The organism is Flavobacterium sp. NPDC079362 (assembly GCF_050267765.1).
Taxonomy (GTDB): domain Bacteria; phylum Bacteroidota; class Bacteroidia; order Flavobacteriales; family Flavobacteriaceae; genus Flavobacterium; species Flavobacterium azizsancarii.
Genome location: NZ_JBNNFM010000002.1, coordinates 139,083 through 164,274 on the forward strand (window position 1 = coordinate 139,083; position 25,192 = coordinate 164,274).

27 protein-coding genes are annotated in these 25,192 nt (G+C 32.2%); 12 read left to right on the forward strand and 15 right to left on the reverse strand.

From position 1 onward, the window contains the following. Positions 1–11: 11 nt before the first annotated feature. The 5 genes from ACQKCJ_RS02825 to ACQKCJ_RS02845 all read right to left on the reverse strand — a co-directional run bounded on the left by ACQKCJ_RS02825 (position 12) and on the right by ACQKCJ_RS02845 (position 3,871). Positions 12–398 carry a VOC family protein gene (locus tag ACQKCJ_RS02825; protein ID WP_427401308.1) on the reverse strand — a complete coding sequence of 129 codons (387 nt, stop codon included), beginning with the start codon at positions 396–398 and terminating at the stop codon, positions 12–14. A 3-nt stretch (positions 399–401) separates the two neighbouring features. After that, positions 402–842, reverse strand: coding sequence for a DinB family protein (locus tag ACQKCJ_RS02830; protein WP_427401309.1), 441 nt, complete (start codon positions 840–842; stop codon positions 402–404). Positions 843–877: 35 nt separating this feature from the next. Next, on the reverse strand, positions 878–1,747 hold the full coding sequence (locus ACQKCJ_RS02835) for a nucleoside phosphorylase (protein ID WP_427401310.1): 870 nt from the start codon (positions 1,745–1,747) through the stop codon (positions 878–880). A 729-nt stretch (positions 1,748–2,476) separates the two neighbouring features. Next, entirely contained in the window at positions 2,477–2,809 is a 333-nt protein-coding gene (locus ACQKCJ_RS02840; RefSeq protein ID WP_271334858.1) for a translation initiation factor, read from the reverse strand. A gap of 111 nt (positions 2,810–2,920) precedes the next feature. Then, entirely contained in the window at positions 2,921–3,871 is a 951-nt protein-coding gene (locus tag ACQKCJ_RS02845) for an isopenicillin N synthase family dioxygenase (RefSeq protein WP_271334859.1), read from the reverse strand. A 173-nt stretch (positions 3,872–4,044) separates the two neighbouring features. Here ACQKCJ_RS02845 and ACQKCJ_RS02850 point away from each other — a divergent pair, with 173 nt between their 5' ends. Beyond that, positions 4,045–6,021, forward strand: a complete 1,977-nt coding sequence (locus ACQKCJ_RS02850; RefSeq protein ID WP_427401311.1) for an alpha-ketoacid dehydrogenase subunit alpha/beta — start codon at positions 4,045–4,047, stop codon at positions 6,019–6,021. Between the two features lie 68 nt (positions 6,022–6,089). Continuing rightward, positions 6,090–7,832, forward strand: a complete 1,743-nt coding sequence (locus ACQKCJ_RS02855; protein WP_427401312.1) for a DUF885 domain-containing protein — start codon at positions 6,090–6,092, stop codon at positions 7,830–7,832. A gap of 154 nt (positions 7,833–7,986) precedes the next feature. Here ACQKCJ_RS02855 and ACQKCJ_RS02860 read toward each other — a convergent pair whose 3' ends face one another. From ACQKCJ_RS02860 to ACQKCJ_RS02875, 4 genes are all read right to left on the reverse strand, one after another. Next, on the reverse strand, positions 7,987–8,958 hold the full coding sequence (locus tag ACQKCJ_RS02860) for a quinone oxidoreductase family protein (RefSeq protein ID WP_427401313.1): 972 nt from the start codon (positions 8,956–8,958) through the stop codon (positions 7,987–7,989). A 79-nt stretch (positions 8,959–9,037) separates the two neighbouring features. Next, positions 9,038–9,613 (reverse strand): Crp/Fnr family transcriptional regulator, encoded by a 576-nt coding sequence (locus ACQKCJ_RS02865; protein WP_427401314.1) that lies wholly within the window; start codon positions 9,611–9,613, stop codon positions 9,038–9,040. A gap of 14 nt (positions 9,614–9,627) precedes the next feature. Then, entirely contained in the window at positions 9,628–10,821 is a 1,194-nt protein-coding gene (locus ACQKCJ_RS02870) for a hypothetical protein (protein ID WP_427401315.1), read from the reverse strand. A 183-nt stretch (positions 10,822–11,004) separates the two neighbouring features. Next, positions 11,005–11,406 (reverse strand): glyoxalase, encoded by a 402-nt coding sequence (locus ACQKCJ_RS02875; protein ID WP_427401316.1) that lies wholly within the window; start codon positions 11,404–11,406, stop codon positions 11,005–11,007. 60 nt (positions 11,407–11,466) lie between these two features. Between ACQKCJ_RS02875 and ACQKCJ_RS02880 the strand changes: the two genes are divergently transcribed. Further along, positions 11,467–11,850 carry an acyl-CoA thioesterase gene (locus ACQKCJ_RS02880; protein ID WP_041516175.1) on the forward strand — a complete coding sequence of 128 codons (384 nt, stop codon included), beginning with the start codon at positions 11,467–11,469 and terminating at the stop codon, positions 11,848–11,850. 88 nt (positions 11,851–11,938) lie between these two features. Further along, on the forward strand, positions 11,939–12,370 hold the full coding sequence (locus tag ACQKCJ_RS02885) for a hypothetical protein (RefSeq protein WP_271334867.1): 432 nt from the start codon (positions 11,939–11,941) through the stop codon (positions 12,368–12,370). A gap of 67 nt (positions 12,371–12,437) precedes the next feature. Here ACQKCJ_RS02885 and ACQKCJ_RS02890 read toward each other — a convergent pair whose 3' ends face one another. Beyond that, positions 12,438–13,694, reverse strand: a complete 1,257-nt coding sequence (locus ACQKCJ_RS02890; RefSeq protein WP_271334868.1) for a mechanosensitive ion channel family protein — start codon at positions 13,692–13,694, stop codon at positions 12,438–12,440. Then, the gene (locus tag ACQKCJ_RS02895) at positions 13,687–13,974 is read right to left on the reverse strand and encodes a DUF3817 domain-containing protein (RefSeq protein ID WP_271334869.1); all 288 of its coding nucleotides are present in this window, start codon (positions 13,972–13,974) and stop codon (positions 13,687–13,689) included. Before ACQKCJ_RS02895 ends, ACQKCJ_RS02890 begins: the two co-directional genes overlap by 8 nt. A gap of 104 nt (positions 13,975–14,078) precedes the next feature. On the opposite strand from ACQKCJ_RS02895, the gene ACQKCJ_RS02900 reads away from it, so the two are divergent. The 5 genes from ACQKCJ_RS02900 to ACQKCJ_RS02920 all read left to right on the forward strand — a co-directional run bounded on the left by ACQKCJ_RS02900 (position 14,079) and on the right by ACQKCJ_RS02920 (position 19,804). Next, positions 14,079–14,612 (forward strand): DUF6155 family protein, encoded by a 534-nt coding sequence (locus ACQKCJ_RS02900; RefSeq protein WP_271334870.1) that lies wholly within the window; start codon positions 14,079–14,081, stop codon positions 14,610–14,612. 108 nt (positions 14,613–14,720) lie between these two features. Next, on the forward strand, positions 14,721–16,262 hold the full coding sequence (locus tag ACQKCJ_RS02905) for a DEAD/DEAH box helicase (RefSeq protein WP_271334871.1): 1,542 nt from the start codon (positions 14,721–14,723) through the stop codon (positions 16,260–16,262). Positions 16,263–16,491: 229 nt separating this feature from the next. Further along, positions 16,492–17,826 carry a DEAD/DEAH box helicase gene (locus tag ACQKCJ_RS02910; protein ID WP_427401317.1) on the forward strand — a complete coding sequence of 445 codons (1,335 nt, stop codon included), beginning with the start codon at positions 16,492–16,494 and terminating at the stop codon, positions 17,824–17,826. A 73-nt stretch (positions 17,827–17,899) separates the two neighbouring features. Then, positions 17,900–18,424, forward strand: a complete 525-nt coding sequence (locus tag ACQKCJ_RS02915; RefSeq protein WP_427401318.1) for a GNAT family N-acetyltransferase — start codon at positions 17,900–17,902, stop codon at positions 18,422–18,424. Between the two features lie 120 nt (positions 18,425–18,544). After that, positions 18,545–19,804 carry an NAD(P)/FAD-dependent oxidoreductase gene (locus ACQKCJ_RS02920; protein ID WP_271334873.1) on the forward strand — a complete coding sequence of 420 codons (1,260 nt, stop codon included), beginning with the start codon at positions 18,545–18,547 and terminating at the stop codon, positions 19,802–19,804. A gap of 186 nt (positions 19,805–19,990) precedes the next feature. Here ACQKCJ_RS02920 and ACQKCJ_RS02925 read toward each other — a convergent pair whose 3' ends face one another. Beyond that, positions 19,991–21,220, reverse strand: a complete 1,230-nt coding sequence (locus ACQKCJ_RS02925; protein WP_427401319.1) for a multidrug effflux MFS transporter — start codon at positions 21,218–21,220, stop codon at positions 19,991–19,993. 154 nt (positions 21,221–21,374) lie between these two features. Here ACQKCJ_RS02925 and ACQKCJ_RS02930 point away from each other — a divergent pair, with 154 nt between their 5' ends. Both ACQKCJ_RS02930 and ACQKCJ_RS02935 read left to right on the forward strand, forming a co-directional pair. Continuing rightward, on the forward strand, positions 21,375–21,794 hold the full coding sequence (locus tag ACQKCJ_RS02930; RefSeq protein WP_271334875.1) for a hypothetical protein: 420 nt from the start codon (positions 21,375–21,377) through the stop codon (positions 21,792–21,794). A gap of 96 nt (positions 21,795–21,890) precedes the next feature. After that, positions 21,891–22,268, forward strand: coding sequence for a hypothetical protein (locus ACQKCJ_RS02935; RefSeq protein ID WP_427401320.1), 378 nt, complete (start codon positions 21,891–21,893; stop codon positions 22,266–22,268). 601 nt (positions 22,269–22,869) lie between these two features. Here ACQKCJ_RS02935 and ACQKCJ_RS02940 read toward each other — a convergent pair. Next, positions 22,870–23,313, reverse strand: a complete 444-nt coding sequence (locus ACQKCJ_RS02940; RefSeq protein WP_427401321.1) for a hypothetical protein — start codon at positions 23,311–23,313, stop codon at positions 22,870–22,872. A 54-nt stretch (positions 23,314–23,367) separates the two neighbouring features. Continuing rightward, positions 23,368–23,751, reverse strand: coding sequence for a hypothetical protein (locus ACQKCJ_RS02945; protein WP_427401322.1), 384 nt, complete (start codon positions 23,749–23,751; stop codon positions 23,368–23,370). A gap of 122 nt (positions 23,752–23,873) precedes the next feature. On the opposite strand from ACQKCJ_RS02945, the gene ACQKCJ_RS02950 reads away from it, so the two are divergent. Beyond that, a complete protein-coding gene (locus tag ACQKCJ_RS02950; RefSeq protein WP_427401323.1) occupies positions 23,874–24,092 on the forward strand; it encodes a hypothetical protein in 219 nt (72 codons plus the stop codon). Positions 24,093–24,336: 244 nt separating this feature from the next. Here the strand turns inward: ACQKCJ_RS02950 and ACQKCJ_RS02955 are convergent, their stop codons facing one another. After that, entirely contained in the window at positions 24,337–25,191 is an 855-nt protein-coding gene (locus tag ACQKCJ_RS02955) for a hypothetical protein (protein ID WP_427401324.1), read from the reverse strand. Position 25,192: the final 1 nt, after the last annotated feature.

The following is a 25,192-nucleotide window of genomic DNA, read 5'->3' on the forward strand; positions in this document are numbered from 1 at the left end:
TACTAAATTTACTAATTAATTTCATCTATTATTGCCTTCAACGGCGACAAAACAATACGATAACCGTCTGGATCCAGAAACATTTTTCCGTTTTCATTCCAAAAAGGATTACTTGCAGGTATGATTGAAATGTTATTATGTATAATCTTATCCAATAACATATTATAATCTAAAATTGATTTAGGATAAAGCACTATAACATCATCCGGATCGAAAGTATGGTTTGCTTTTGTATCAGATTTTGTGAATTCAAAATGCCACTCTAAACCTGATTTTCCAATAAAAACACCATCATAATTATTATGATTTTGAAAATCTCCCAAGAGCTCAAAACCCAAAATATTGAAATCTATAATTTTATCTAAATCATCTGTATGTCTCGCTACTCTTAAAAACATAATCTAAGATTTAATCTGATTAATATGATGTTCTAAATGGGCTACATAATCCGTCATAAGAAACTTTAAATCAATTACAGATTCATCACTCAAAACAATTTTAAAGTTTAAAACCTTCTCATCAACACTTTTCATAATCCTGATAATTTGCTTGTTTACTACAAACCACAACTGTGTCAGCTCATCAATATCCATTGTTTGATATTGATTTAAATTTACTAAATCTATTTGATTATAGGGTCTGTGCTGATAAGGTTTTTCTACATAATTAATTTCTGTAAAACGTATCAGATTATGAATCGCTGAATCTGCCAAATGTCCTAAAATCTCTTTTTTAGACCATTTTCCATTTTCTTTAGTTTCTAAAACATCGTTATCTATCGTTGGAAAATAGTTGACATTTTCTAATAATAAATTTTCAAATTTAAGAATAGCGTCCTGCATGAATTATCTAATTTTCAAATTGACTAATTCCCTGATTACTTCTGAGCCAACTTATTTAATGTATAAGCAATCAATTCATCGACAGCCTTATAAGGATCTTCGCTAAAAGTTCCGGATGCACGATTGGCAATAATAGCATTCAATGATAATGCATTATGTCCTAAAAGCGCTGAAAGCCCATAAATTGCTGCAGTTTCCATCTCTAAGTTAGTAATTCTTTCGTCATTAAAATTAAAATTATCCATTTTACTGTTTAATTCTTCATCCTGAATATTCAAACGTAAAACGCGTCCTTGTGGCCCGTAAAATCCTCCGGCTGTTGCAGTAATTCCTTTAAACATTTTATCTGATTCTATTATTTTTTCTAATTTCTCAGAACAAGCAATTGCATACGGCCTTCCTTTTCTAATATCCCAATTCGTGTGGTTGATAAAAGCATCCTCAATCGCAGCGTTCGACACTTCATCGATCAGGTAGGAGCGGAGCATATTGTCTAATCCTAATCCAAATTTAGACATTACAAAACTATCCACAGGAATATCAGCTTGTAGAGAACCAGAAGTTCCAATTCTGATAATATTCAATGAAGTCAGACTTTCTTTTGGCTGACGTGTTTTTAAATCGATGTTAACCAAAGCATCTAATTCATTTACAACAATATCAATATTGTCAGGTCCAATTCCGGTTGACATTACAGATATTCTTTTACCTTTATAAATTCCCGTCTGAGTTTTAAATTCTCTTTTCTGTGTCGAATATTCAATCGAATCAAAAAATTGTGTGATTTTTTCGACTCTGTTTTGATCTCCAACAAAAATTATATCGTTTGCTATATGTTCAGGAAGAAGATTTAAGTGATAAACGCTTCCGTCCGGATTAAGTATTAATTCTGAATTTTGTATCATTTTTTTTTTAGGTTCTAAGTTACTGAGTGACTAAGGTTCTGAGGTTTTCTGTAGGGCGCTAACTTTTTTTGCCCACGGATTTGACGGATTGAACAGATTGTCACAGATTTTTTTATGCTTCTATGTTTTTTTTTTTTTCGTAGAGGCGCACAGCAGTGCGTCTCCTTGTTTATATAAAAGTGTCTTGTCTAATTATTATGCCAAGCTTTGCGATCTCTGCGCTTTCATTAAAACTTACAATTATAATTCTTCGCGTTCTTTGCTGTTATTTTTTTTAAATCTAAAATCTAAAACAACTAAAGCCAAAGCTTTGCGATCTTTTGTTTTTATAAAAACCTATTATTATAATTCTTCGCGTTCTTTGCGGTTAAAATTTTTAATCTAAATTCTAAAAGCTAAAACACCTAAAGCCAAAGCTTTGCGATCTTTGATTTTTATAAAAAAAACTATTATTATAATTCTTTGCGTTCTTTGCGGTTAAAATTTTTAATCTAAATTCAAAAATCTAAAATACCTAAAGCCAAAGCTTTGAGATCTTTTATTTTTATAAAAAAACTATTATTACAATTCTTTGCGTTCTTTGCGGTTAAAATTTTTAATCTAAATTCTAAAAGCTAAAACACCTAAAGTCAAAGCTTTGCGATCTTTTTTATAAAAAACTATTATTATAATTCTTTGCGTTCTTTGCGGTTAAATTTTTATACAGTTTGGAATTTGGAATTTAAAAATCTAACCACCAACACGTTTCGTTTTAAATCCTTTTGCTTTAAGGATTTCCATGATTTTATCCCGATAATCACCCTGAATAATAATAGAAGCATCTTTAAAGGTTCCGCCAACGCTTAATTTCGTTTTAATTTCTTTCGCCAGGATTTTAAAATCTTCGTCAGATCCTTCATAACCTTCGATAATAGTTGTGGCTTTTCCTTTTCGTTTTTCGAATTTACAAATCATAGGCTCTTTTTGAATAAAAAGAACATGATCTTCTTCCTGAACTACTTCAGGTTCATTTGATTCGATGTGATCAGGGAATAAGTTTTTTAATTGATCTTGTAAGTCCATAAATTTTTAGGCTAAAATAAATCTCAATAGTTCTGGTTTGTAAAAAATTAAATTCCAAATCCCAATTTGATAGTTTGGAATTTGGAATTTAAAAATTGTAGATTTAAAAGTTTATTTTTTTATTAAACCTAAATCTACTAAACGTTCGTATAAATAATCTCCCGCAGTAATATCTTCGAATTTCTTAGGATTCTCAGCATCAATACAGTTTTCTAAACAATCCAAACGCATATCGCTGACAGGGTGCATAAAAAACGGAATGGAATAACGTGAAGTTCCCCATAATTCTCTTGGTGGATTTACTACCTGGTGAATCGTCGATTTTAATTTATTGTTGGTATGTCTTGACAGCATATCCCCAACATTAATTACCAATTGATCGTCTTCTGCGATAGCATCAATCCATTCGCCATCATGATTTTGAACCTGTAATCCTTTTCCCTGAGCGCCCATTAAAAGTGTAATCAGGTTAATATCTCCGTGAGCAGCTGCGCGAATCGCATTTTCTGGCTCAGAAGTAATTGGCGGATAATGAATTGGTCTTAAAATAGAGTTTCCGTCATGAGCATATTTATCAAAATAAAACTCGTCTAAACCTAAATGCAAAGCCAAAGCTCTTAACACATAAACACCTGTTTTTTCAAGCATTTGATACGCTTCTTTACCCACAACATTAAAACGGGGCAATTCTGCTACTGCTACATTTTCAGGATATTCTGAAGCGTACTTAGAAGCAGCATCAACATACTGGCCAAAATGCCAAAATTCTTTCAAATCCCCTTCTTTACGTCCTTTAGCATGCTCTTTTCCAAAAGATACATAACCTCTTTGCCCGCCAATTCCGGGAATCTCATAATTATGCTTAGTTTCTACTGGCAAAGCGAAAAATTTTCTAATTTCGCTATAAAGCTCGTTTACTAACTGATCATCTAAAAAGTGACCTTTTAGGGCTACGAAGCCAATGTTTTCAAATGCACTGCCGATTTCATTTACAAATTTTTGTTTACGTTTCGGGTCGTCCGAAAGGAAATCACGTAAGTCTACACTAGGAATGTTTTGCATACTTTACATTTTTATTTAAAGAATGAAAGGTGGTATAAAGGCCTTTCAATAACAAAGGTAGAGAATATTTTAGATTTGAATTTTAAAAGTTATATTAAAATTAAATTATTATAACAAAAATTAATAAAATTGTTATAATTTTCTATATTTGAAACACTAAAACAACGAACCAAATGATCTTTTACAGACAAAACCTTACTGATGCTCAATTATTAGATTTATATAAAAAAATACTTAAACCACGCCTGATCGAAGAAAAGATGCTGATCTTAATTCGGCAGGGAAAAGTTTCAAAATGGTTTTCCGGAATAGGGCAGGAGGCAATCGCAGTAGGTGTTACCGCTGTTTTAGACGAATCTGAATACATATTGCCAATGCACAGAAATCTAGGAGTATTTACTACCAGAAATATTCCGTTGCATAGATTGTTTTCGCAATGGCAGGGAAAAGCAAACGGTTTTACAAAAGGCAGGGATCGCAGTTTTCACTTTGGAACACAAGAATATAAGATTATCGGAATGATTTCGCATTTGGGTCCACAATTAGGAATCGCAGACGGAATAGCCTTGGCAGATAAACTTCAAAAAAATAAGAAAGTCACAGTTGTTTTTACGGGAGAAGGCGCAACAAGCGAAGGAGATTTTCATGAAGCACTGAATATAGCTGCTGTCTGGAAATTACCGGTAATGTTTATTATCGAAAACAATGGCTACGGACTTTCGACTCCTGTAAACGAACAATACGCCTGTGAAAACCTCGCTGATAAAGGTGTTGGCTACGGAATTGACAGTTATATTATTGATGGAAATAATATTCTGGAGGTTTACAATAAATTGTCTCAGCTAAAAGAACATATGCAGGAAAATCCGCATCCGGTTTTATTAGAATTTAAAACCTTTAGAATGCGCGGTCATGAAGAGGCGAGTGGCACAAAATATGTTCCGCAGGAATTAATGGACGAATGGGCAGCGAAAGATCCGGTAACCAATTATAGAAATTATCTAACTGAAATTGGAGTTCTAACTTCAGAATATGATCAACAATTGCATGCTGAAATCAAGCAGGAAATTGACGAAAATTTGGCTATAGCAAATGCAGAACCGGAAATTGTACCTACCTATAGCGGAGAATTAGATGATGTTTACAAACCTTATCAATTTGAAGAAGTTAATCCTACTGAAGAAATAAAGAATATACGCTTTATTGACGCCATAAGATACAGTTTAGAGCAATCTATGAAACGTCATGGAAACCTTGTAATTATGGGTCAGGATATTGCAGAATATGGCGGCGCTTTTAAAATAACAGACGGTTTTGTAGATCTCTTTGGAAAAAACCGCGTGCGAAATACGCCAATCTGTGAGAGCGCGGTGGTTTCGACCGCAATGGGATTGTCTATCAACGGTTATAAAGCAATTGTCGAAATGCAGTTTGCTGATTTTGTTTCGACAGGATTTAACCCAATCGTAAATTTATTAGCAAAGTCGCATTATCGATGGGGCGAAAATGCCGATGTTGTGGTTAGAATGCCTTGTGGAGGCGGAACTCAGGCCGGACCGTTTCACTCTCAGACTAATGAAGCCTGGTTTACCAAAACTCCGGGATTAAAAGTTGTTTATCCTGCTTTTCCATATGATGCAAAAGGTTTATTAAATACTTCTATAAACGATCCGAATCCGGTGTTGTTTTTTGAACACAAACAATTGTACAGAAGTGTTTATCAGGATGTTCCCGTTGATTATTATACGATTCCTTTAGGAAAAGCAGCTGTATTGAAAGAAGGAAATCAAGTTACTATCATAGCTTTTGGAGCTCCCGTACATTGGGCATTAGAAACCTTGGCAAACAATCCTGAAATTAGTGCTGATTTAATAGATTTAAGAACTTTACAACCTTTGGATACTGAAACAATTTTTAATTCGGTTAAAAAAACAGGAAAAGTAATTATCTATCAGGAAGATACTTTGTTTGGCGGAATCGCGAGCGATATTTCGGCCTTAATTATGGAGGAATGTTTTGAATACCTTGACGCTCCGGTTAAAAGAGTCGCAAGTTTAGATTCCCCAATTCCGTTTACAAAAGCACTAGAAGATCAGTTTTTACCAAAAAATCGTTTTGAAGAAGTTTTATTCGAATTATTGAAATATTGATTACAAATTGCAAATAGTTTTGCATAAAGAACATTTTTTTTATCTTTAAACCATTAAAAAATTAACTTATGAAAAAACTATTTGTTTCATTTTTTGCAATTACCTTACTTTTTTCTTGCAATAAAAGTACTAAGTCTAACGAAGATAAAGCTTTAGACGCAAAATTCGATAAGTACAAAGATGGCTTTGTTACTGATTTATGGAAAATTAATCCAGGTTGGGCGTCAGGTGTTGGCTATCACAAATTAGACAGCATTTTAGTTGTTCCGGATGCGAATGATGAAAAAAGACAACTTGATTTTGCCAATGCTCAATTGGATTCCTTAAAACAATTTGATCCTGAAAATTTGTCTGACAATAATAAGACTGATTTTCAAATGATTAAAAATCAACTTGAAGGTACTATTTTTAGCGTAAAAGAATTAAGATCATCAGAGTGGAATCCTTCTGAATATAATGTTTGCGGAGCTTTTGCAGAGATTCTAAACGGAAAGTATGATTCTCTTGATGTACGTTTGCGTGCCTTTAATGCTAAATTGAATAATGTTCCTGCTTATTATGAAGCGGCAAAAAAGAACATTAAAAATCCAACTATCGAACATACAGATCTTGCAATAGCGCAAAATCTTGGTGGCTCATCGGTTTTTGATGCTGATTTAACGGCTGCTTTACAACAAAGTAAATTAAGTGTTGCTGAGAAAAAGGAGATCCTGGATAAAGCAAAAGTGGCTAAAAAAGCAATTACAGATTATGCTGATTGGTTAAAAACAACTCCAAACAAAACCCCGCGTTCTTTTAGATTAGGAGCTGCATTATATGCTAAGAAATTTAATTTTGATATTCAGTCAAGCTATACGGCTGATGAGATTTTTAAAGTTGCAAATGATCACAAAAAAGATTTGCACGATAAAATGTTTGTTCTGGCTGATAAACTTTGGACAAAATACAAAGGAAATGAAGCTAAACCAACAAACAAACTCGAATTAATCAAACAAGTTATTGATAAAATCTCGTTACAGCACACAACTCCTGAAAAATTTCAGTCTGAAATCGAGAAACAAATTCCGGAATTAACAGCTTATGTAAAAGCAAAAGATTTATTATACATTGATCCTTCAAAACCTTTAGTGGTTCGTAAAGAACCGGCATATATGGCCGGAGTTGCAGGAGCATCTATTTCTGCGCCCGGACCTTATGACAAAAATGCAAATACTTATTATAATGTAGGCAGCATGACTGGCTGGACAGCTGAAAACGCAGAAAGTTATTTAAGAGAATACAATGATTATATTCTGCAGATTTTAAATATTCACGAAGCAGTTCCGGGACATTACACACAATTGGTTTACAGTAATCAATCGCCAAGTATCATCAAATCTATTTTAGGAAATGGTGCAATGGTTGAAGGATGGGCTGTTTATGCAGAAAAAATGATGCTGGAAAGCGGTTATAAAAATTCTGATGAAATGTGGTTAATGTATTATAAATGGAATTTAAGAGCAACCTGCAATACAATCTTAGACATTAGCGTTCACACTAAAAACATGTCTAAAGAAGCAGCTTTGGATTTGTTGACAAAAGAGGCTTTTCAGCAACAAGCAGAAGCTGATGGAAAATGGAAACGTGTAACTTTATCTCAGGTTCAATTGTGTTCTTATTTTACAGGATATACAGAAATTTACAACTTAAGAGAAGAACTTAAAAAACAAGAAGGAGATAAATTCAATTTGAAAAAATTCCATGAGAAATTTTTAAGCTTTGGAAGCGCTCCGGTAAAATACATTAAAGAATTGATGCTGTCTCAAGAGTAAACTCTAACAACATTTTATAAAAAAAGGTTTGACGAGAATTATTTCTCATCAAACCTTTTTTCTTTATATTTTATGTCTTCTAAAGTCTGAAAAAAAAAAAACGTTTTTATCTGCATTTTGCTTTTAGCAATCCGTTTTATCAGAGCTCAATATTCTAAACAATGACTACCAGTCGTTTACCATCAGAAACCTCTCTGATCCAGGCTTCTTCAACAGCAATTAAAGGAACAGTTTCAATATTCACTTTCAGCTTATTTTGAGCAGCTAAAAGAAACATTTCAGGAAGTATTTCTGAGAATAATAATTTTACATCTTCTTTTGCCCAGCTTCCTAATCCGGAACCTGATAATTGCAAATCCACACTTCTTAAAATCCCTGATGATAACTGAATAGTATCACCCGCCATTCCTCCAATAGTAACATATCTTACTTTGGTCGTAAACGATCCGTTTCCTTTTAAAGCCGTAAGAATTAATTCTGCGGGATGACCCCATAAATAATCCAAAACAATATCAATAGGAGTGTTTAGGTGAATTTTTTTAAGCTGTTCGATAATTGTTTCATCCTCTTGTTTTAGAGAAATAACTTCATCAGCGCCTAAAGCAAAAAGACTTTTAAGTGTTTTTTCGTTTCTTCCGGTAACAATTACCTTTTTTGCTCCGTAATGTTTTGCAAGCTGAATTGCCATTTGCCCGGTAAAACCTGTCGTGCCATTTATTAAAACAGTCTCGCCTGATTTTATAGCAGCCTTAAATTTAAGCGCCATCGCTGAGCCTGCCACTGCATTAGGCAAAGAAGCAGCGATTGCATCACTAATTCCTTCAGGTAATGGGACAAGTATATTTTTATCAATAATCGCTTTTTCGGCAATTGTACCCGTAATTCCACGAGCATAAACTCTAGTGCCATTTTCTAGTAAACCAACGGCATCACTGCCAACGACAAAACCATTTTGATTATCGTTTTCAGAAGAATAATGTTTTCCACTGGCTTTTCCTTTATCAAGATTAGTAATGGCAACGGCTTTAACCGAAAGTAAAACCTGATTTTCGTTTTGCACAGTTGGTGCTTCAAATTCTGTATATTTTGGTAACTCGCCTTTTTTATAAACTACTGCTGCTTTCATAATTATTAAATTTTATAATGCAAATTTAGACTGCTGTTTACTGGCCAACGATAACATTTGTTATCAAATACAATCAGAACTATTTATTGTGAACTAATTTACTTTTGATCCTGCTTAAATGAACCGTGCTTATACCAAGATAAGATGCAATGTAATGTTGCGGAACACGCTGAATAACCTGAGGTCTTTCTTTAATTAAATTAAGATAACGCTGAATAGGAGAATCCTTTATAAACGAAACAAAATGTTTCATGTAATCAAATGTACGCTCAAAAAACATATTAATTAAACGGTCTCTTAATTCCGGAATTTCTTTAATTTCTTCTAATATTTTATCGAGATCATCTTTATGAATCCACCAAATAATCGAAGGTTCTATCGTTTCAATCACAACCGGACTCGGGAACTTTTTCATAAAACTTTCGATAGAAGCAACACTTTGATTTTCAAAAAAGAATTGAGTTGTTAGGTCTTTTCCATTATTATTGAACCAAACCCGGATACAGCCCTTTTCGATTATAAAAAGTTTTTTCGAAATTTCTCCTTCTTCTAAAAGTACAGTCTTAGTCGGAATTTCAATACGATTAAAACATTTAATGTAGGAGCTCCAGCGTTCATCATCGATAGGGAATTTATTTCGGAATTGATCAAACATATATAGTTATTTGATTATTGTACAAATTTATCTCCTGTAGCTTTATCAATAAGTACCAGCAAATCATATCCCAATACATATGTTTTTAATTTAGGATTGTCAATTTTTAGTTTATCCTGCTTTACAAGACGTCTTATAGGTCTTAAATCATAAACAACCCATTCATTCTCACCAACTTTTTCGAAAAAAGGCAAAAATTCTTTGAATTCTTCGAGACCATTATAAGCCACTATTGCCTTACTGTTATCCACTGGAGACATTCCGTTAATAGTGCCTTGTTTGCCTATAACAATAATATGCAATGATTTTTTACCGGCAGCATCAGCTAAATTATCAGCAAGATTACTGACTTCAAAACTTCCTCGGGAGGCGTGATTTCCTCCGAGTTTAAAAAGCAGTTTTGGAATTTTAATTTCATCTGCCGTAATATAAGGATACAAATAATTAAGTAAATTTTTCTTCATAAGACTTACTCGTGCTTCGTAACTTTCATTCGCGAAAATTGGAATACTTGTCTTAAGATCTCTTAACATTTTTTGACTGACCTGACTTTCATTTCTAAAATCATACAGCAATGAATCTACTTCGGATACTTTCATACGATAAGCCATAAAATCACTGTATTTATTGGAATCACCAAAAAGTGGGAAATCATTTTTAGCAAATTCATTGGCCTTTTTTAATGCAATTTTTTTATTAGAAGCTTGTTTCGAAGTCGCCGCAAGTGTTTCAAAAAAAGTAGGCATGGATAAAAAATTAATTTCATTGACACCCCATATAGCGATCTTCGAAAGTGTCATTTTGTGAATTAGATTCATTTCTTCCTGCCAACTGTAGAAAGCAAAATCATACGGTTTACGTTTAAAATAATCAGAGTAGCCTGCCGGATTTTTAGCTGTTTTTTCTAATTGGGCTGCAGTATAAGGATCTATTTCAACAACTAAAGCTTTAGGTTGTAATATATCTGCAATTTTTCCAGAGAAAACAGGAACTTCTGCGACACCATGCTGTTCGCCTACAAATACAATATGTGAATTAGTTACTTCTTTTTTAATTAGATCCCAGCCTTTACCTTCAAAATTTCCATTTTTATAAAAAAACACATTTTTAGTAAGAAGGCTATCAGGAACTTTGTTTACAGTTTGGGAAAATCCAGAGGGTATAAATGTTGTGACAAAAAGAGCAAGTAAAATATTTTTCAGGTTCATTGGTAAGTTTTTAGAGTAAGACTCAGGTTATTCTTTTTTGTTACAAGCATTAATTAAATAAAAAATCTTAATTTAAATTTGATTCCAGCTTCCCAAAAAACTTTCTTCTAAAACAACTCTTTTTATTTAAAAGCAGATTATCCAATTTTACAAACAATTAAAAATAAATATTCTAATCCTTATTTAATTAGTTTCTAATTCAAACAACTGTACCTGACTTTTTAAGCGATCAACCAATAAATTCATCATTCTTTTGTTTAAACTTGATGAGTTCTGAATGTAAATATCGTATTCTTCAATGGTAAAAAGCGCCATGATAATTCCTTTTAGGGAATTTCTGAATTTGATATCTTTCTGAATAGAATTTTCGATCGTTTGCAATTTCTTTTCGACAGTATACGAATAAAAATCAGCTTTGTTTTTATTTACGTAATTGATAAAAACCGCAATAAACAAATCATTCTGAAGTTTTAGAATTGGTCTAATCGTTTGATTTTGAAACAATTCATCTGGCGAAGATTGAGCACTTACAGTTCCTAAAGTCTCTCCTCTGAATTCTCTTAAAAAAGCGTCTCTATCTTCCATGTTTTTTCTTTAAATTTAGAAAAAATTCCAATACAAAATTCTTTTACCTAAATTAAAATTATGAGATTTCATACCAGAAAATGGGTCAAACCCGAAGATTTAAATCCAAACGGAACTTTATTTGGCGGGAAATTATTAGCCTGGATTGACGAAGAACTGGCGTTATATACCATAATACAACTAGAGAACACAAGAGTCGTGACAAAATACATGTCAGAAATCAATTTTAAGAGCTCAGCCAGACAAGGGGATATTGTTGAAATTGGAATTGACGTCGTGAAATTTGGTAACACTTCTTTGGTTTTGACCTGTGCCGTTAGAAATATGATGACGCGTGAAATTATCATTACAATTGACCAGACCACAATGGTTAATTTAGATGAAAACGGAAAGCCAAAAGCCCACGGAAAGACACAAATAGAATTCGTAAAAGACCGATTATAAATCTCTATCCTATAAGTGATATTAAGTTCATTAAAAATGAAGCTTTAATTTTCTTATATCACTTACATGGTTTTAAAAAGAAACTCTAATGAATATAAAACTTTTATTTCCCCTTTTTCTCGTTTTTATGCTTGTTTTTTCATGTAATTCTAAAGACGAAAAGAGTCAATACAAGCATATTGTATATCACGCCGTAAACGGAAAAGACACAGCCATTTTAAAAATAAATATAAATGACAAACGCTTTTACGGAAGTTATGAAAGATCTTATTATCAGCAAGGAAAAGATTCCGGCGATGTTAGGGGAGATATAAAAGGAGACACGTTAAGAGGGGATTTTCATTATATTTCAAATGGCGGAAGCTGGAAAAGGATTCCATTAGCGTTACTAAAGAAAGATAAAAAACTAGTCTTAGGAAACGGTATCATTACAACTTATTTCAATCTTCCGTGTTTTATGCCCGGAACCCCCATAGAATACCATAATTCAAAGTTTATTTTTGAAGAGGTGAAAAAGTAAATAGTTTTGAGTCGCAGTTTTTCAGTTATACTGCGTGAGACTGAAAACTGCGACTGAAAACTTAAAACTAACTAAGCGGTCCTATTGTCGATGGCAATTCGAATATTTCCAGATCAAAATAAATGACAGAAGCCATAACATGATCAAAAATATCGGCTTGGATATATTCGTAATTAGCCCAGCGTTTGTCACTCGAAAAAGCATAAATCTCTAACGGAACTCCGTGTGCTGTAGATTGCAGCTGACGACACATCATATGCATATCTTTGTTCAGTCCTGGATGCGTTATCAAATATTGAATAATATATTTTCTAAACAAACCAAGATTTGTCATATTTCGACCATTAAGCGACAGCGATTTATCGACCTCACGCAAATCATTGTATTTTTCAATTTCAGCCTGTCGCGTTTCAATATATGAACTAATAAGCTGAACACGTTTCATGTGATTAAGATCATCATTATTCAAAAAACGAATACTGCTGCTTTTTATCAGAATATGTCTTTTAATACGTCTTCCGTCAGATTTTTGCATTCCGCGCCAGTTCTGGAACGAATCAGAACTTAAAGCATAGGTTGGAATCGTGGTAATTGTATTGTCAAAATTTCGAACCTTTACAGTCGTCAGATTAATTTCGATCACATCACCATCAGCACCAAATTTATCCATTGTAATCCAGTCACCAATACGAACCATATCGTTAATCGCAACCTGAACACTCGAAACAAAACCTAAAATGGTATCCCTGAAAATCAAGATAATAATTGCTGAAAGCGTTCCTAAAATAGTTAGTAATTCACCTTGTTTGATTCCGAATAAAGTTGAAATAATAAGTGCAACACCAAAAATCCAAAGAACAATCATAATAACCTGAATAAAGCTATCAATTGGTTTGTCGCTATATTCCGGCTTTTGCTTTAAATAATCCCGTAAAGCATTAAAAATCGTTCTGATGATCCATAATGAAATCAAAACGATATATACACCAACTATTTTTCCAAAAACAGACTCCCAGTACTCATACTTGTCCAAAATAATTGGAACGGCTTTATAGATAAAGAAAAACGGAATTAAATACGCTGTGTATTTTGTAGTTTTATTGTGAATTAAATAATCGTCAAACTTTGTTTTGGTTTTTTGCGCAAATACAGCAGTCAAAGTAACCAAAACAAATTTTGCGATATAATAAATAGCAAAAGCCAATGCCACCAGGACGACAATATTAAGAATGAGGCTAATATAAGACGCAAAATTGCGGCTCATTCCCCAATCTCTAAAAAGAGGGTATAAAAAATTAAATATCTTATCCAAAAACTTATGCATTACTTTCTAAATATTTTTTCTCGATATAAAAAGTTCCAAAAGGAACAAGAGAAGCAATTTGTATGATTCCGAAAGTTTTTAGATCCCAATTTTGAGGTTTTCTAAGCAAAAATGCCAACAAAACATAACCAATAAATAAAACACCATGCGCCATTCCTAAAGGACGTAATAAAGTATGATAAAGTTCCGGATTATTGTTTTTGATAACGAGCATATTAGCGAATAATACTAAATAAGAAATTCCTTCTAAAATTGCGGTAACTTTGAAAATCTTGAGCATCTGTATGTTTTTTTAAATTTAATCAGGCAAAATTAAGTAATATGGTTGGTTTATGCGGTATGAATCAAGAAAGTAATTTACTTTTGTAATCTTAAACTTTGATAATGAGTAAACGCGATCTAAAAAAATATCTGACCGAATTGAGCAAAGAGCAACTCGAAGAGCAAATTATCGAGTTGTACGAAAAATTTAGTCCGGTAAAAGTCTATTATGATTTTGCATTTAACCCAAAAGAGGACAAACTTCTCCAGGAATGTAAAGTTAAAATATCACATGAATATTTCCCAATAAAAAAGCCCAATGCAAAATGGCGTCCAAAAGCAAAAATGCGACGCTCTGTGGCTCAGAAATATATCAAACATTTTATAGTATTAGGAGTAGATCCTTTTGTAATTGCAGATATAATGCTTTACAATATTGAAATAGCACAGACTTATTCATCAAACAATTTTATTAAGCAGGAATTATTCTACAAAAGCATGTTGAATTCATTTGAGCAGGCAGTAAATTTTGTAATTTCTAACGGAATTTTAACCGATTTCAAAGACAGGATTTTTTCGATACAACAAGAAACTCTTCAACAAAAATGGAAAAACAAGTATGATTTTGAGGCCATTTTAGAGAAAATCGACTTATAAAGACTTTTCTCATAAAAAATCTTATTTAAAAAAATCATTTATTTTACGTTAAAATAAGATGAATAACTGTTTTTTCGGTGTATTTTTGCAAAAATCCAAAAATAAACAATGTCTCAAAACACTTTAGAAATAGAAAGAGAAGAGAAAAAAGAACTTTATGCATACCAAAAAGGCGATATCGATGCCATTTTTGAACGTTTAGACAATGCTCCTTCGAAACATCATTTATTATATCAATTACCTACAGGTGGTGGAAAAACAGTTATTTTTTCTGAAATCGTGCGTCGTTATTTAGCGAATAATGATAAAAAGGTAGTGGTTTTAACGCACCGTATTGAACTTTGCAAACAAACCTCAAAAATGTTAAAAGGGTTTGGTGTTTCTAATAAGATAATCAATAGTAAAGTAAAGGAATTGCCTGACCAAAACGAATTTTCGTGTTTTGTTGCCATGGTTGAGACTTTAAAAAACCGTATCAATGATGAAAAATTACATCTTGATAACATTGGTTTGGTTATTATTGATGAGGCGCATTACAATTCATTCAGAAAATTATTAAACTCATTCAAAAATGCTTTTATTCTTGGAGTAACTGCAACACCTTTGAGTTCGAATATAAAATTACCAATGCACCAGAGTTACGACGAGCTTATTGTGGGAGACACTATTAGCTCATTGATCGACAAAGGTTTCCTGGCAAAAGCAACAACCTATAGTTATGATGTGGGATTAACATCACTAAAAGTAGGTATTAACGGAGATTACACCGTAAAGTCGTCAGACGATTTGTATACGAATACCATCATGCAGGAAAAACTTTTGCATGCATATACAGAACGCTCGTTAGGCAAAAAAACCCTGATTTTCAACAACGGTATTCATACTTCATTATATGTGTACGAAACGTTTAGAGAAGCTGGTTACGACATCAGACACCTTGATAATACAAGCAGTTCTGAGGAACGTAAAGATATTCTGGCGTGGTTCAAAAAGACCCCGGATGCTATTTTAACTTCTGTTGGAATCTTAACTACAGGTTTTGATGAACCAACAGTTGAAACCATCATTTTAAACAGAGCGACAAAATCGCTAACTTTATACTATCAGATGATTGGTCGTGGATCTCGTAAATTACCTGGTAAAGACGAGTTTACAGTGATCGATTTAGGTAATAATGCGGCACGTTTTGGTTTATGGAGTGAGCCTGTTAACTGGCAGCATATCTTTAAATCACCTGAATTTTATTTGGAGAATTTACGTGATGATACTGAAATCGAATTGTATTTTAAATACAGTATGCCACCGGAATTACGTGCGAAATTCCCAAAAACTGCGGATGTTACTTTTGATGTTGATGAAGAACATAAACTAATCATCAAACAAAACTTACGTTCTAAAGTAGTATTAGATAAGTCATTAGAGCAGCATGCAGCAATGTGTGTAGACAATACTGAAACCCTGCAGGAAGCAAAATCATTAGGAAAAGAACTAGACGACGATATCGATTGCCGTATCAAACGCTATTCTAAATGTTTGAGCCAATGTAGTAAAAACTACCGTGAATGGTTAGTTGACGATTACAAACTGAAAATGGTTTTATTAATTGGTAAAAAATACCGTGAAAAAATCATGAACGAACCGGATGAATAGAAAAAGCTTGTTTCAAGTTTATTTTTCTGAGGTTTTTTAGTTTCAGGTTTCAAGTTTCAAGTTTATTGGAATCTAAACAAAATCATAATCTTAAAAGGAGAAATCGCATTTTAGAGTAATTCATTCTATTGCGATTTCTCCTTTGGCAAATTACCAAAAACTTATTTTTAAGTTTTTAAAGCAACCTGAAACTTGAAACAAATAAAAACAAAATAAACAAAAAATAAAGATGTCTAAACAATTCTCAGCATTAGGAATTTCAGCACCAATTTTAAAAGCGTTAAGCGAATTGAACATTGTTGAACCAACAGAAATTCAACAAAAAACAATTCCGTTGCTTTTATCTGAAAGCCATGATGTTGTAGGTCTTGCCAAAACCGGAACAGGTAAAACAGCCGCTTTTGGATTACCATTATTACAATTGATTGATACCGAGTCGCCAATTGTTCAGGCTATAATTTTAGTACCAACGAGAGAACTGGGACAACAAATATTCAGAAATTTAGAAGATTTTGGAAAACATATTCCAAATATTTCTATAGCTGCAACTTGTGGCGGAATCCCAATAAAACCACAAATTGAGCGATTATCGCAACCCACACATATTGTAGTAGCAACTCCGGGACGTTTAATCGATTTGATTCAGCGCAAAGCAATTGACTTAAAACAAACAAAGTTTTTAGTTCTTGATGAAGCCGATGAAATGGTTTCTATCCTAAAAGAAAGCCTGGACGAAATCGTTGCTGAACTTCCTAAAAAACATAGAACTCTATTATTCTCAGCTACTTTACCGGGAACTATTAAACAACTAATCCAGAATTACCTGGATAAAAATGTAGTTCAGGTTAGTGCTAATATGGAAACTGTTGGTAATCAAGGAATAGATCACGAATATATTGTTGTTGACCCAATTGAAAAATTAGATGTTTTAATGCATTTTTTAAATTCAAAAGACGGCGAACGCGGAATTATCTTCTGTAAAACTAAAGCTGCAGTAAATAAATTAGCAAAAAACCTTGCCATAAATCGTTTTTCTTCTGGAGCGCTTCATGGAAGTTTATCTCAGGGAATTCGTGACAGAATCATGGAACAATTTCGTGAAGGGCATATCAATATCCTGGTTGCAACTGACTTAGCTGCAAGAGGAATCGATGTAAAAGAAATCTCTTATGTAGTCAATTATCATTTACCGGATACTTATGAAAACTACGTTCATCGTAGCGGAAGAACAGCAAGAGCAGGAGCAAAGGGACTTTCTTTAACCGTTTTACAACAAGAAGAAGTAGTAGAAATTCCGGAATTCGAAAAAGAATTAGGAATTAAGTTTACACAATTCCAGAAGCCTTCAGTAATAAGTTTAGAAGAGAATAATACGCTTTTATGGGCGAAACAAATCTTTAAAACAAAACCAAATCATGATATTTCAGATGATTTGAAAACGAAGGTAAAAACTGTTTTTCATCATCTTACTAAAGATGAATTAATTGAAAAACTAATGGCCAATTATGTTCTTCAAAATAAAGTTGAAGTAACCGAAAAACCTGTTAAAAAATTCAAAAAGTAATATTTTCCACTTTTGATTCCCTTATATATGTTGTAATTTTATAGTGCATAAACAACGCATTATACAGCATATTATGGCAGATATTCAAATACAAAAAATTACGCTCAACGAGATTCAGCAATTGCAAAAAATTGGCCGACAAACTTTTCAGGAAACATTTTCAGATTCAAATTCTGAAGAAAATATGAAAAATTATCTGGACACAGGTTTTTCTACAGAAAAGCTTACAGAAGAATTGACAAATAAAGATTCTGAGTTTTATTTTGCAACTTTAAATAATGAAGTAATTGGTTATTTAAAAGTAAACTTTGGCGCATCTCAAACTGAGCTTAAGGATAATAAATCTTTAGAAATTGAACGAATCTACGTTTCAAAAGAATTTCACGGCAAAAAGGTTGGCCAATTGCTTTATGATAAGGCAATTGAAGTTGCCAAACAAAAAAAGAACGATTATGTATGGCTAGGCGTTTGGGAGGAAAATCTGAGAGCCATCAGTTTTTATACAAAAAATGGATTTGTTGAATTTGACAAGCACATTTTTAAGTTAGGAGATGATGAGCAAACAGACATTATGATGAAACTAAAATTAACAAATTAATTCCACAGCAATTTTAAAGAAAACTCAGAATTGAGTTTTGTATTTGGAATTATAATGTTAAATTTATACAACTGCTAAAGCAGAATAGTATTACTCATAAATCCTCTTAAAAACATATATATGAAAATAGTCATCATTGGAGGTGGTTTTGCAGGAATAAATCTCGCAAAAGAGCTCGTAAACCATCCTCAAATACAAGTAACACTTGTAGACAAAAATAATTATAATTTTTTCCCTCCGCTTATATATCAGGTTGCTACGGCTTTCTTAGAGCCGTCTAGTATCAGTTATCCTTTTAGAAAATTCTTTGCAGGCAAAAAAAACCTGCAATTTCGCTTAGGCGAATTACTTTCTGTGGTTCCTGCCGAAAATAAAATAATCCTTAATAACGGCGAATTAACGTACGATCATCTCGTTTTTGCTACAGGTGCTGAAACAAGTTATTTTGGTATGGAAAACGTAATGAAAAACGCCATTCCGATGAAAACCTTAAATGACGCCATCGAAATGCGTAATACACTGCTTAAAAACCTTGAAAAAGCAGCTATCACCAAAGATATCCGTAAACGCCGTAAATTATTAACGATTGTTGTTGCCGGAGGAGGACCAACAGGAGTAGAGGTTTCAGGAATGTTTGCCGAAATGCGAAAAAACATTCTCCTTAAAGAATATCCTGAATTAGAAACATCAGCCAGTAATGTGTATTTGGTCGATGGGGGAGACGCACTTCTTGCACCAATGAGCAAAGCTTCTCAAAAAGATACTTTAGAGGCACTTACAAAATTAGGAGTTGTAGTTAAACTTCACACCCGTGTTACAGATTATATTGATGATACAGTTCATTTTGAAAATGGAGAAACCATCAAAACAAAAAATCTAATTTGGGCCGCGGGAGTTTCTGCCAAAATATTCGAAGGGATTCCAAAAGAAAGTTATGGTCGCGGACGCCGTATGGCAACAGATCAATACAATAAAGTAGATGGTCTTATCAATATCTATGCAATTGGTGATACAGCTATAACTGCAGGAGATAAAAATTTTCCGGACGGACACCCGCAAGTTGCTCAGGTTGCAATTCAGCAAGGATTAAATTTAGCAAAAAACTTTAAAGCATTAGCGCAAAACAAACCATTAAAACCTTTTGCTTATAATGATAAAGGTTCTATGGCAATCATTGGAAAAAATAAAGCCGTTGTTGATTTACCAAGTCCAAAATGGCATTTCAAAGGATTTTTTGCCTGGGTTATCTGGCTGTTTATCCACTTGATATCTCTAATTACTTATAGAAACAGATTAAATACATTCTGGAATTGGATGGTTGCTTATTTTGCAAGAGATCAATCACTGAGAATGATTATCAGACCAGATAAGAGATCTTAAAATGAAATAAAATTCCAATTATTTTGAAATTCCAAATTCCAAATAGATAGAGTATTTAATTAAATATAAAAAAGCCAGAATTTAATAAATTCCGGCTTTTTTATTTCAGTTTGTTATCATTGGAATTTAGAGCCGGGTGATAGCAAACATACGAAGCAATTTCAAAAAAATGGAATTTTATTTCTTCTAGTGCCCAATCAAAACATCATCATCTGCAGAAGCTTCAACTTTTTCTTTAATAAAACGTTTTCCTATATTTAAAACAATAAAAGCTATAATTGTAGTTGTGGTCATAATAAGAACCATTGGCGCCACAGAATCTTTTACAAATATACCAACGGCAAATGAGGCCAAAGCTCCCAGGCCTAATTGAATTGCACCCATTAAAGCTGAAGCACTTCCAGCATTCTTAGCAAATGGAGCCATCGTAAGTCCGGCAGTATTTGGGTTTGAAATCCCTAAACATCCTAAAAATAAAAAAAGCATTGCAATAATTTCATACAATCCTAACAGATTGTTCAGGGAAAGTATTAGAAAAACAATAGCAATTACAGATTGTGTAATAAGCGCTCCGAAAATCATCTGTTCACTTGAAAATTTCTTCAATAAAACCGAATTCAACTGACTGGAACCAATAAAACTCACTGACATAAAAGCAAAAATCCATCCATAAGTTTTAGCGTCTACATGATAAATGTCCATAAAAATTATAGGGGAGGCCGCTACGTATGTAAACAAGCCAGAAAAAGCGATAGAACCCGTAAAAGCGTAAGTAAAAAACTGTGGTTCTTTAAGCACCTTCAAAAAGTTAGCAATAATTGGTTTTGGTTTTAAGGAAATCGAAGTGTCCGGTTTATAAGTATTTGGCAATCCAACCATAGCAGCAATTAAAATTGCAATTCCCATACACATCAAAATAAAAAACACAGTATGCCAGCCGTAATCCTCTGTAACATAACCACCAATTGTTGGCGCCAACATTGGCGAAAGCCCCAGAACCAACATTAATAAAGAGAAAACTTTCGGAATATCTTTTACCGGAAACAAATCCCTAACCATTGCCACAGATGCTACAGTTGCAGCGCAACTACCAATAGCCTGAACAAATCTCAGAAGGATAAACGAATCAATATCAGCAACGTAAACACAACCTAAAGAAGCCAAAATATAAACTAAAAGACCAACGAACAAAGGTTTTTTTCGTCCAAAACGATCTAATAATGGTCCATAAAGCAATTGTCCTGCTGAAATTCCGATAAAATAACTCGATAAACTCATAGAGACTTTTGCAACCGTCGTATGCAAATCTTTTGCTATACCAGAGAATCCAGGCAAATACATATCGATTGAAAAAGGACCAAGTGCTGTTAGAGAACCTAAAATAAGTATAAGCTTAATATATTTTTTTGTTGTCATTTTCTTAAAAAATTGCATTTCATTTCCTGCAAAGGTAAATATTTACTACCTTGTTATATAATTAAACGCCTTTTTATATAAAAATGACGTTTAATTGAAGCTTGATTGAATTTCAAAAACTGATTTCAATATTAATCCTAAAATTTAAAAATTTATGAAAAAATTCACCTTACTATTAGCCTTTATTTTTACAACAATTTCATTTGCACAGACAATTACATCAAAAATAGAAGATGCAAGCCCTGAGCAATATGCACTTCTTCAAAAAGTAAATCAGTATTATCCGGACATTACTTTAAATAAATCAGTTACTAATTTCTACGCTGACGGAAAAATTATTGACACGCAACAGGAATTTAATCTGGACACGTCTAAATTTTCAAGTTATAAAATTGGTATTGAACCAGGTAACAAGAAATTATTGTTCGAATATGTTTCAGATGAAACTGGAAAGGTTTATGGAGATGTTTCTATTTTTAAAGGAAATGCCTTGAGAACCACTTTTTCAGAAAAAAACAGCGAAATAAATGTTGCGCTTAACGGAAAATCTGTTTATTTGAAAAAAATCAAGTAATACAATTTTATATTCAAAAAAAAAGCATTCGCTATGGCGAATGCTTTTTTGGTTTATATTTGAACCATAATATATTTAATAAAAATTGGAATCAAAATGAAAAAATTTATTCTTTTACTAATATTAGTTTCTTTTTCAGCACATTCACAAACAAACCGCTTTACAGGAACCTGGAGTACTGAAAATTGTAAAGATTGCAGCAAGGAATATGTTTTGAAATTAAACATAGCACAATCTAACAGTAAAATTTTTGGAACCGCTGAAATTACAAGCAGCAATGAAAAATTTGAAACCGGAATTATGGAAGTTACAGGATATGTAAACGGATTTGGCGAAAAAGCCCAAATTAGTATTAAATCTAAAAATGGTTCTGTAAGTGCAGTTCTTTTTGCAAATGATCAATCGCTACAATTCAATAAAAGAAGCGGCGACGATTTAGTTCCCAAAGAAACGATTCTCACGAAACTGTATTAAGTAAAGCTTATTTTTTAATTGGATAAAATGTTATGACATTTGAGCAAGCCTTAAAAATAAAAAATGATATTGGAGAAACAATATTAATTTATGGACAAAATCATAATGTTTATTTAGGTCCATATGATCAGACTGATTTTGATTTATGAAAAATCGCTTGTAATGAAAATAATTCTTTTTTTAACCGAATATCGATAACTGATGAATTAGCAAAAGAATATTCTAAAAATTCAAAATTTAAGGTTTATGGAATATTTGAAGATTCAATTCTTCAATTGTATAAACTCAACAACGAACTGTTCACAAAGAATACGATAAGTAGAAAACAGAAAAGAAAATTAATGTGAGTAATCTGGAAAACGATAAGTCTTGTATAGAACAAAAGCTAAAAGCTTTGAAAAACCAACACCCTGGTCCTTTTTAGTTATATCTATTTTGAACTATAATTTATAGTATGGAATACAGTATGTCCAAGAAGATGTTAACAACTTTATTAACAGCATTTTTAACCCCTATTTTGAAGAAATATAAAGGTATAAAAAAAATACGGACATAAAAAAACCCCGTTTTATTGGGGTTCATTTATTATTTTATATTTCAGTTATTTTATTTCATTCAATAATTTTCCATCTACATAATATTGAATAACTCTCGTTTTATCTTTCAACTTATATAAGGTTCGAACAACAGAACCTGCAAAAAGGCGAATATCTCCAGATACGAAAGTTCCATCTTTTAATTTATAAAAGTAATCTAAGGAAGTATTTGATTTACTAATTGACACCTTGTAAGCATCACAATCTTTTGGAGTTTCATAAAGAAAATCAGTAGTTAATATTTCCTGAACTTTTAAATTATTTACAATGTTATTTGTAACCTGTCTACTGACAAGTATATCAGGATAGAACTGATTCACTTTTTTAATAAAATCGTATTGATCAAAAGAAACGACTTCTGTCTTCTCTAGATATATTTTAACGTCGGTATCTTGACAATAAACAGCTGACGAAAATATTATAACAAGCAATAAAGTAATTTTTTTCATGTGGTTTCTTTGTGAGTTTATAATTACTAAAGTTTTCCAAATATAGTGCCAAATTTAATTTAAATAAAGTAATTGTGTTTTTAACTTTTGTAGTGTTTGATTTTTAGCCTCAACTTTCTCAATAAGTGTTGCAAACATCTTCTTCGTCATAACCTTATCATTTTTAGCCAATACATAGACTTTATCTGAATAATCTGTTTGAAAGTCATCTTTAAGCATATTAAGACATTGCTTATAGGTCATGTTATTATATAATTTGTGATTCGCTCCATTGTTACTATCAATATATTTTTGTAACAATGATTGAACTTCTAAATGTAATTGCTGAGTGACTTTAAAGTAAACTAAAAAATTATTTTTATCCTCAGTTGTATCAAAAGTTCTATGATAAGTTATCCACGCAATCCATAAACCAATTATAGCAATTATAATTTCCATCTAACTTTTTTTACAAATATATTAAAACAGCAATGTCAATTGTTATAAAAGAATAAATAATTATACTTTAAAAAAAGTATTTTTTCTTACATTCGTTAATACTAACATAAAAAAATAAAATAATGAGTTACATCAAATTCACTTTAGCAAGCAACGGTAAAGAAATTTACATTCATGAACAACAAATTGCTTCATTTCACACAATGAATGATTCAAGAGAGTACACAGTTATTATCTTAAACTCAGCAGAGAAATCACTTGTGGAAGAAAAGATTGACGAAGTAAAAAGGTTGCTAAACATCGACCAAAAAACAAAAGTTAAAAGCAGTGGTGTTCTTTAATCAAACAAAAAAACAAGCCTTTGTAAATTAATACAAAGGCTTATCTATTATGTAATCATTGAAATATTGTCGAGAAATATAATTACCAGTTTTACGGTTGTAAATATTAATGTAGTGATAATCAAATCCGACATTTTTACACCAATTATGAAGATAAAATATTGATTTACAAAATTCAATTTTTATAGGTCTTATACTTTTATCTTTATTAAAGATCGTACAACTGTATGGCGTTGGAGTAGTATTAGCCATATATAGTACTGATTTGTATTTCTACTTCATGAAGTAGATTTTTAATCTTGAACCCACCGTTTACACATATAAAGGTTGAAATATCAAATTCGCCTTTTTTAATAATGCTAGTACCTTGTTCTACATAATTGACTAAAATCCAAAATTCATTTGTTCGAATATCTGTAAAAATCCAAATCTTTAAACCATAAGGAAATGATGTTTTGGTAGTTGTCATTTTTACATAAAAATCTCCAAATTGAACAATACTGCCGTTATTCTGAACAGGAAAACCAGTAACCAAATCATAACCATTACGAATATAATTTGGAGTTTGTCCCTGAAAATCTACTACATCAACATGAGTTGAATTTGGATAAGTATCATAACCACCAACATAAAATTTATTATCTCCCTGAATAGTTCCAAGATTAAGAAAAGAATAAACTCTACGATCAAATGTGTAACCCGAACCCTGCGAAAATCTGCCGTCTATTCGGAATTGAGGTAATTTATATTCTTTTAAATATCTTAATGGCTTCTTTTGAAAATCGCTAAAATTTGAAATCTCGACACCCGTGCCAGCTGAATAAGGAACTCCAAGATACATTTCTGTAAAAGCAGTTGCAAAATGATTTTCAGGAATAACATTTAAATCTACATTACCCAAATCATTAATTACCGATAACATCGGCAGACTATCATAGTTGTTAAAAGTAACACCATTTACACGCTTATTCTCAACAAAAAGAGATAATATAAAAAATGGTGTTTGAATATCTGTTACAGCATAACCTTGTTCATAGTCCAAATAAACTTCCTTAACCTTTACAGCATAAGTATCATCAATGTATTGTATATAATTCATC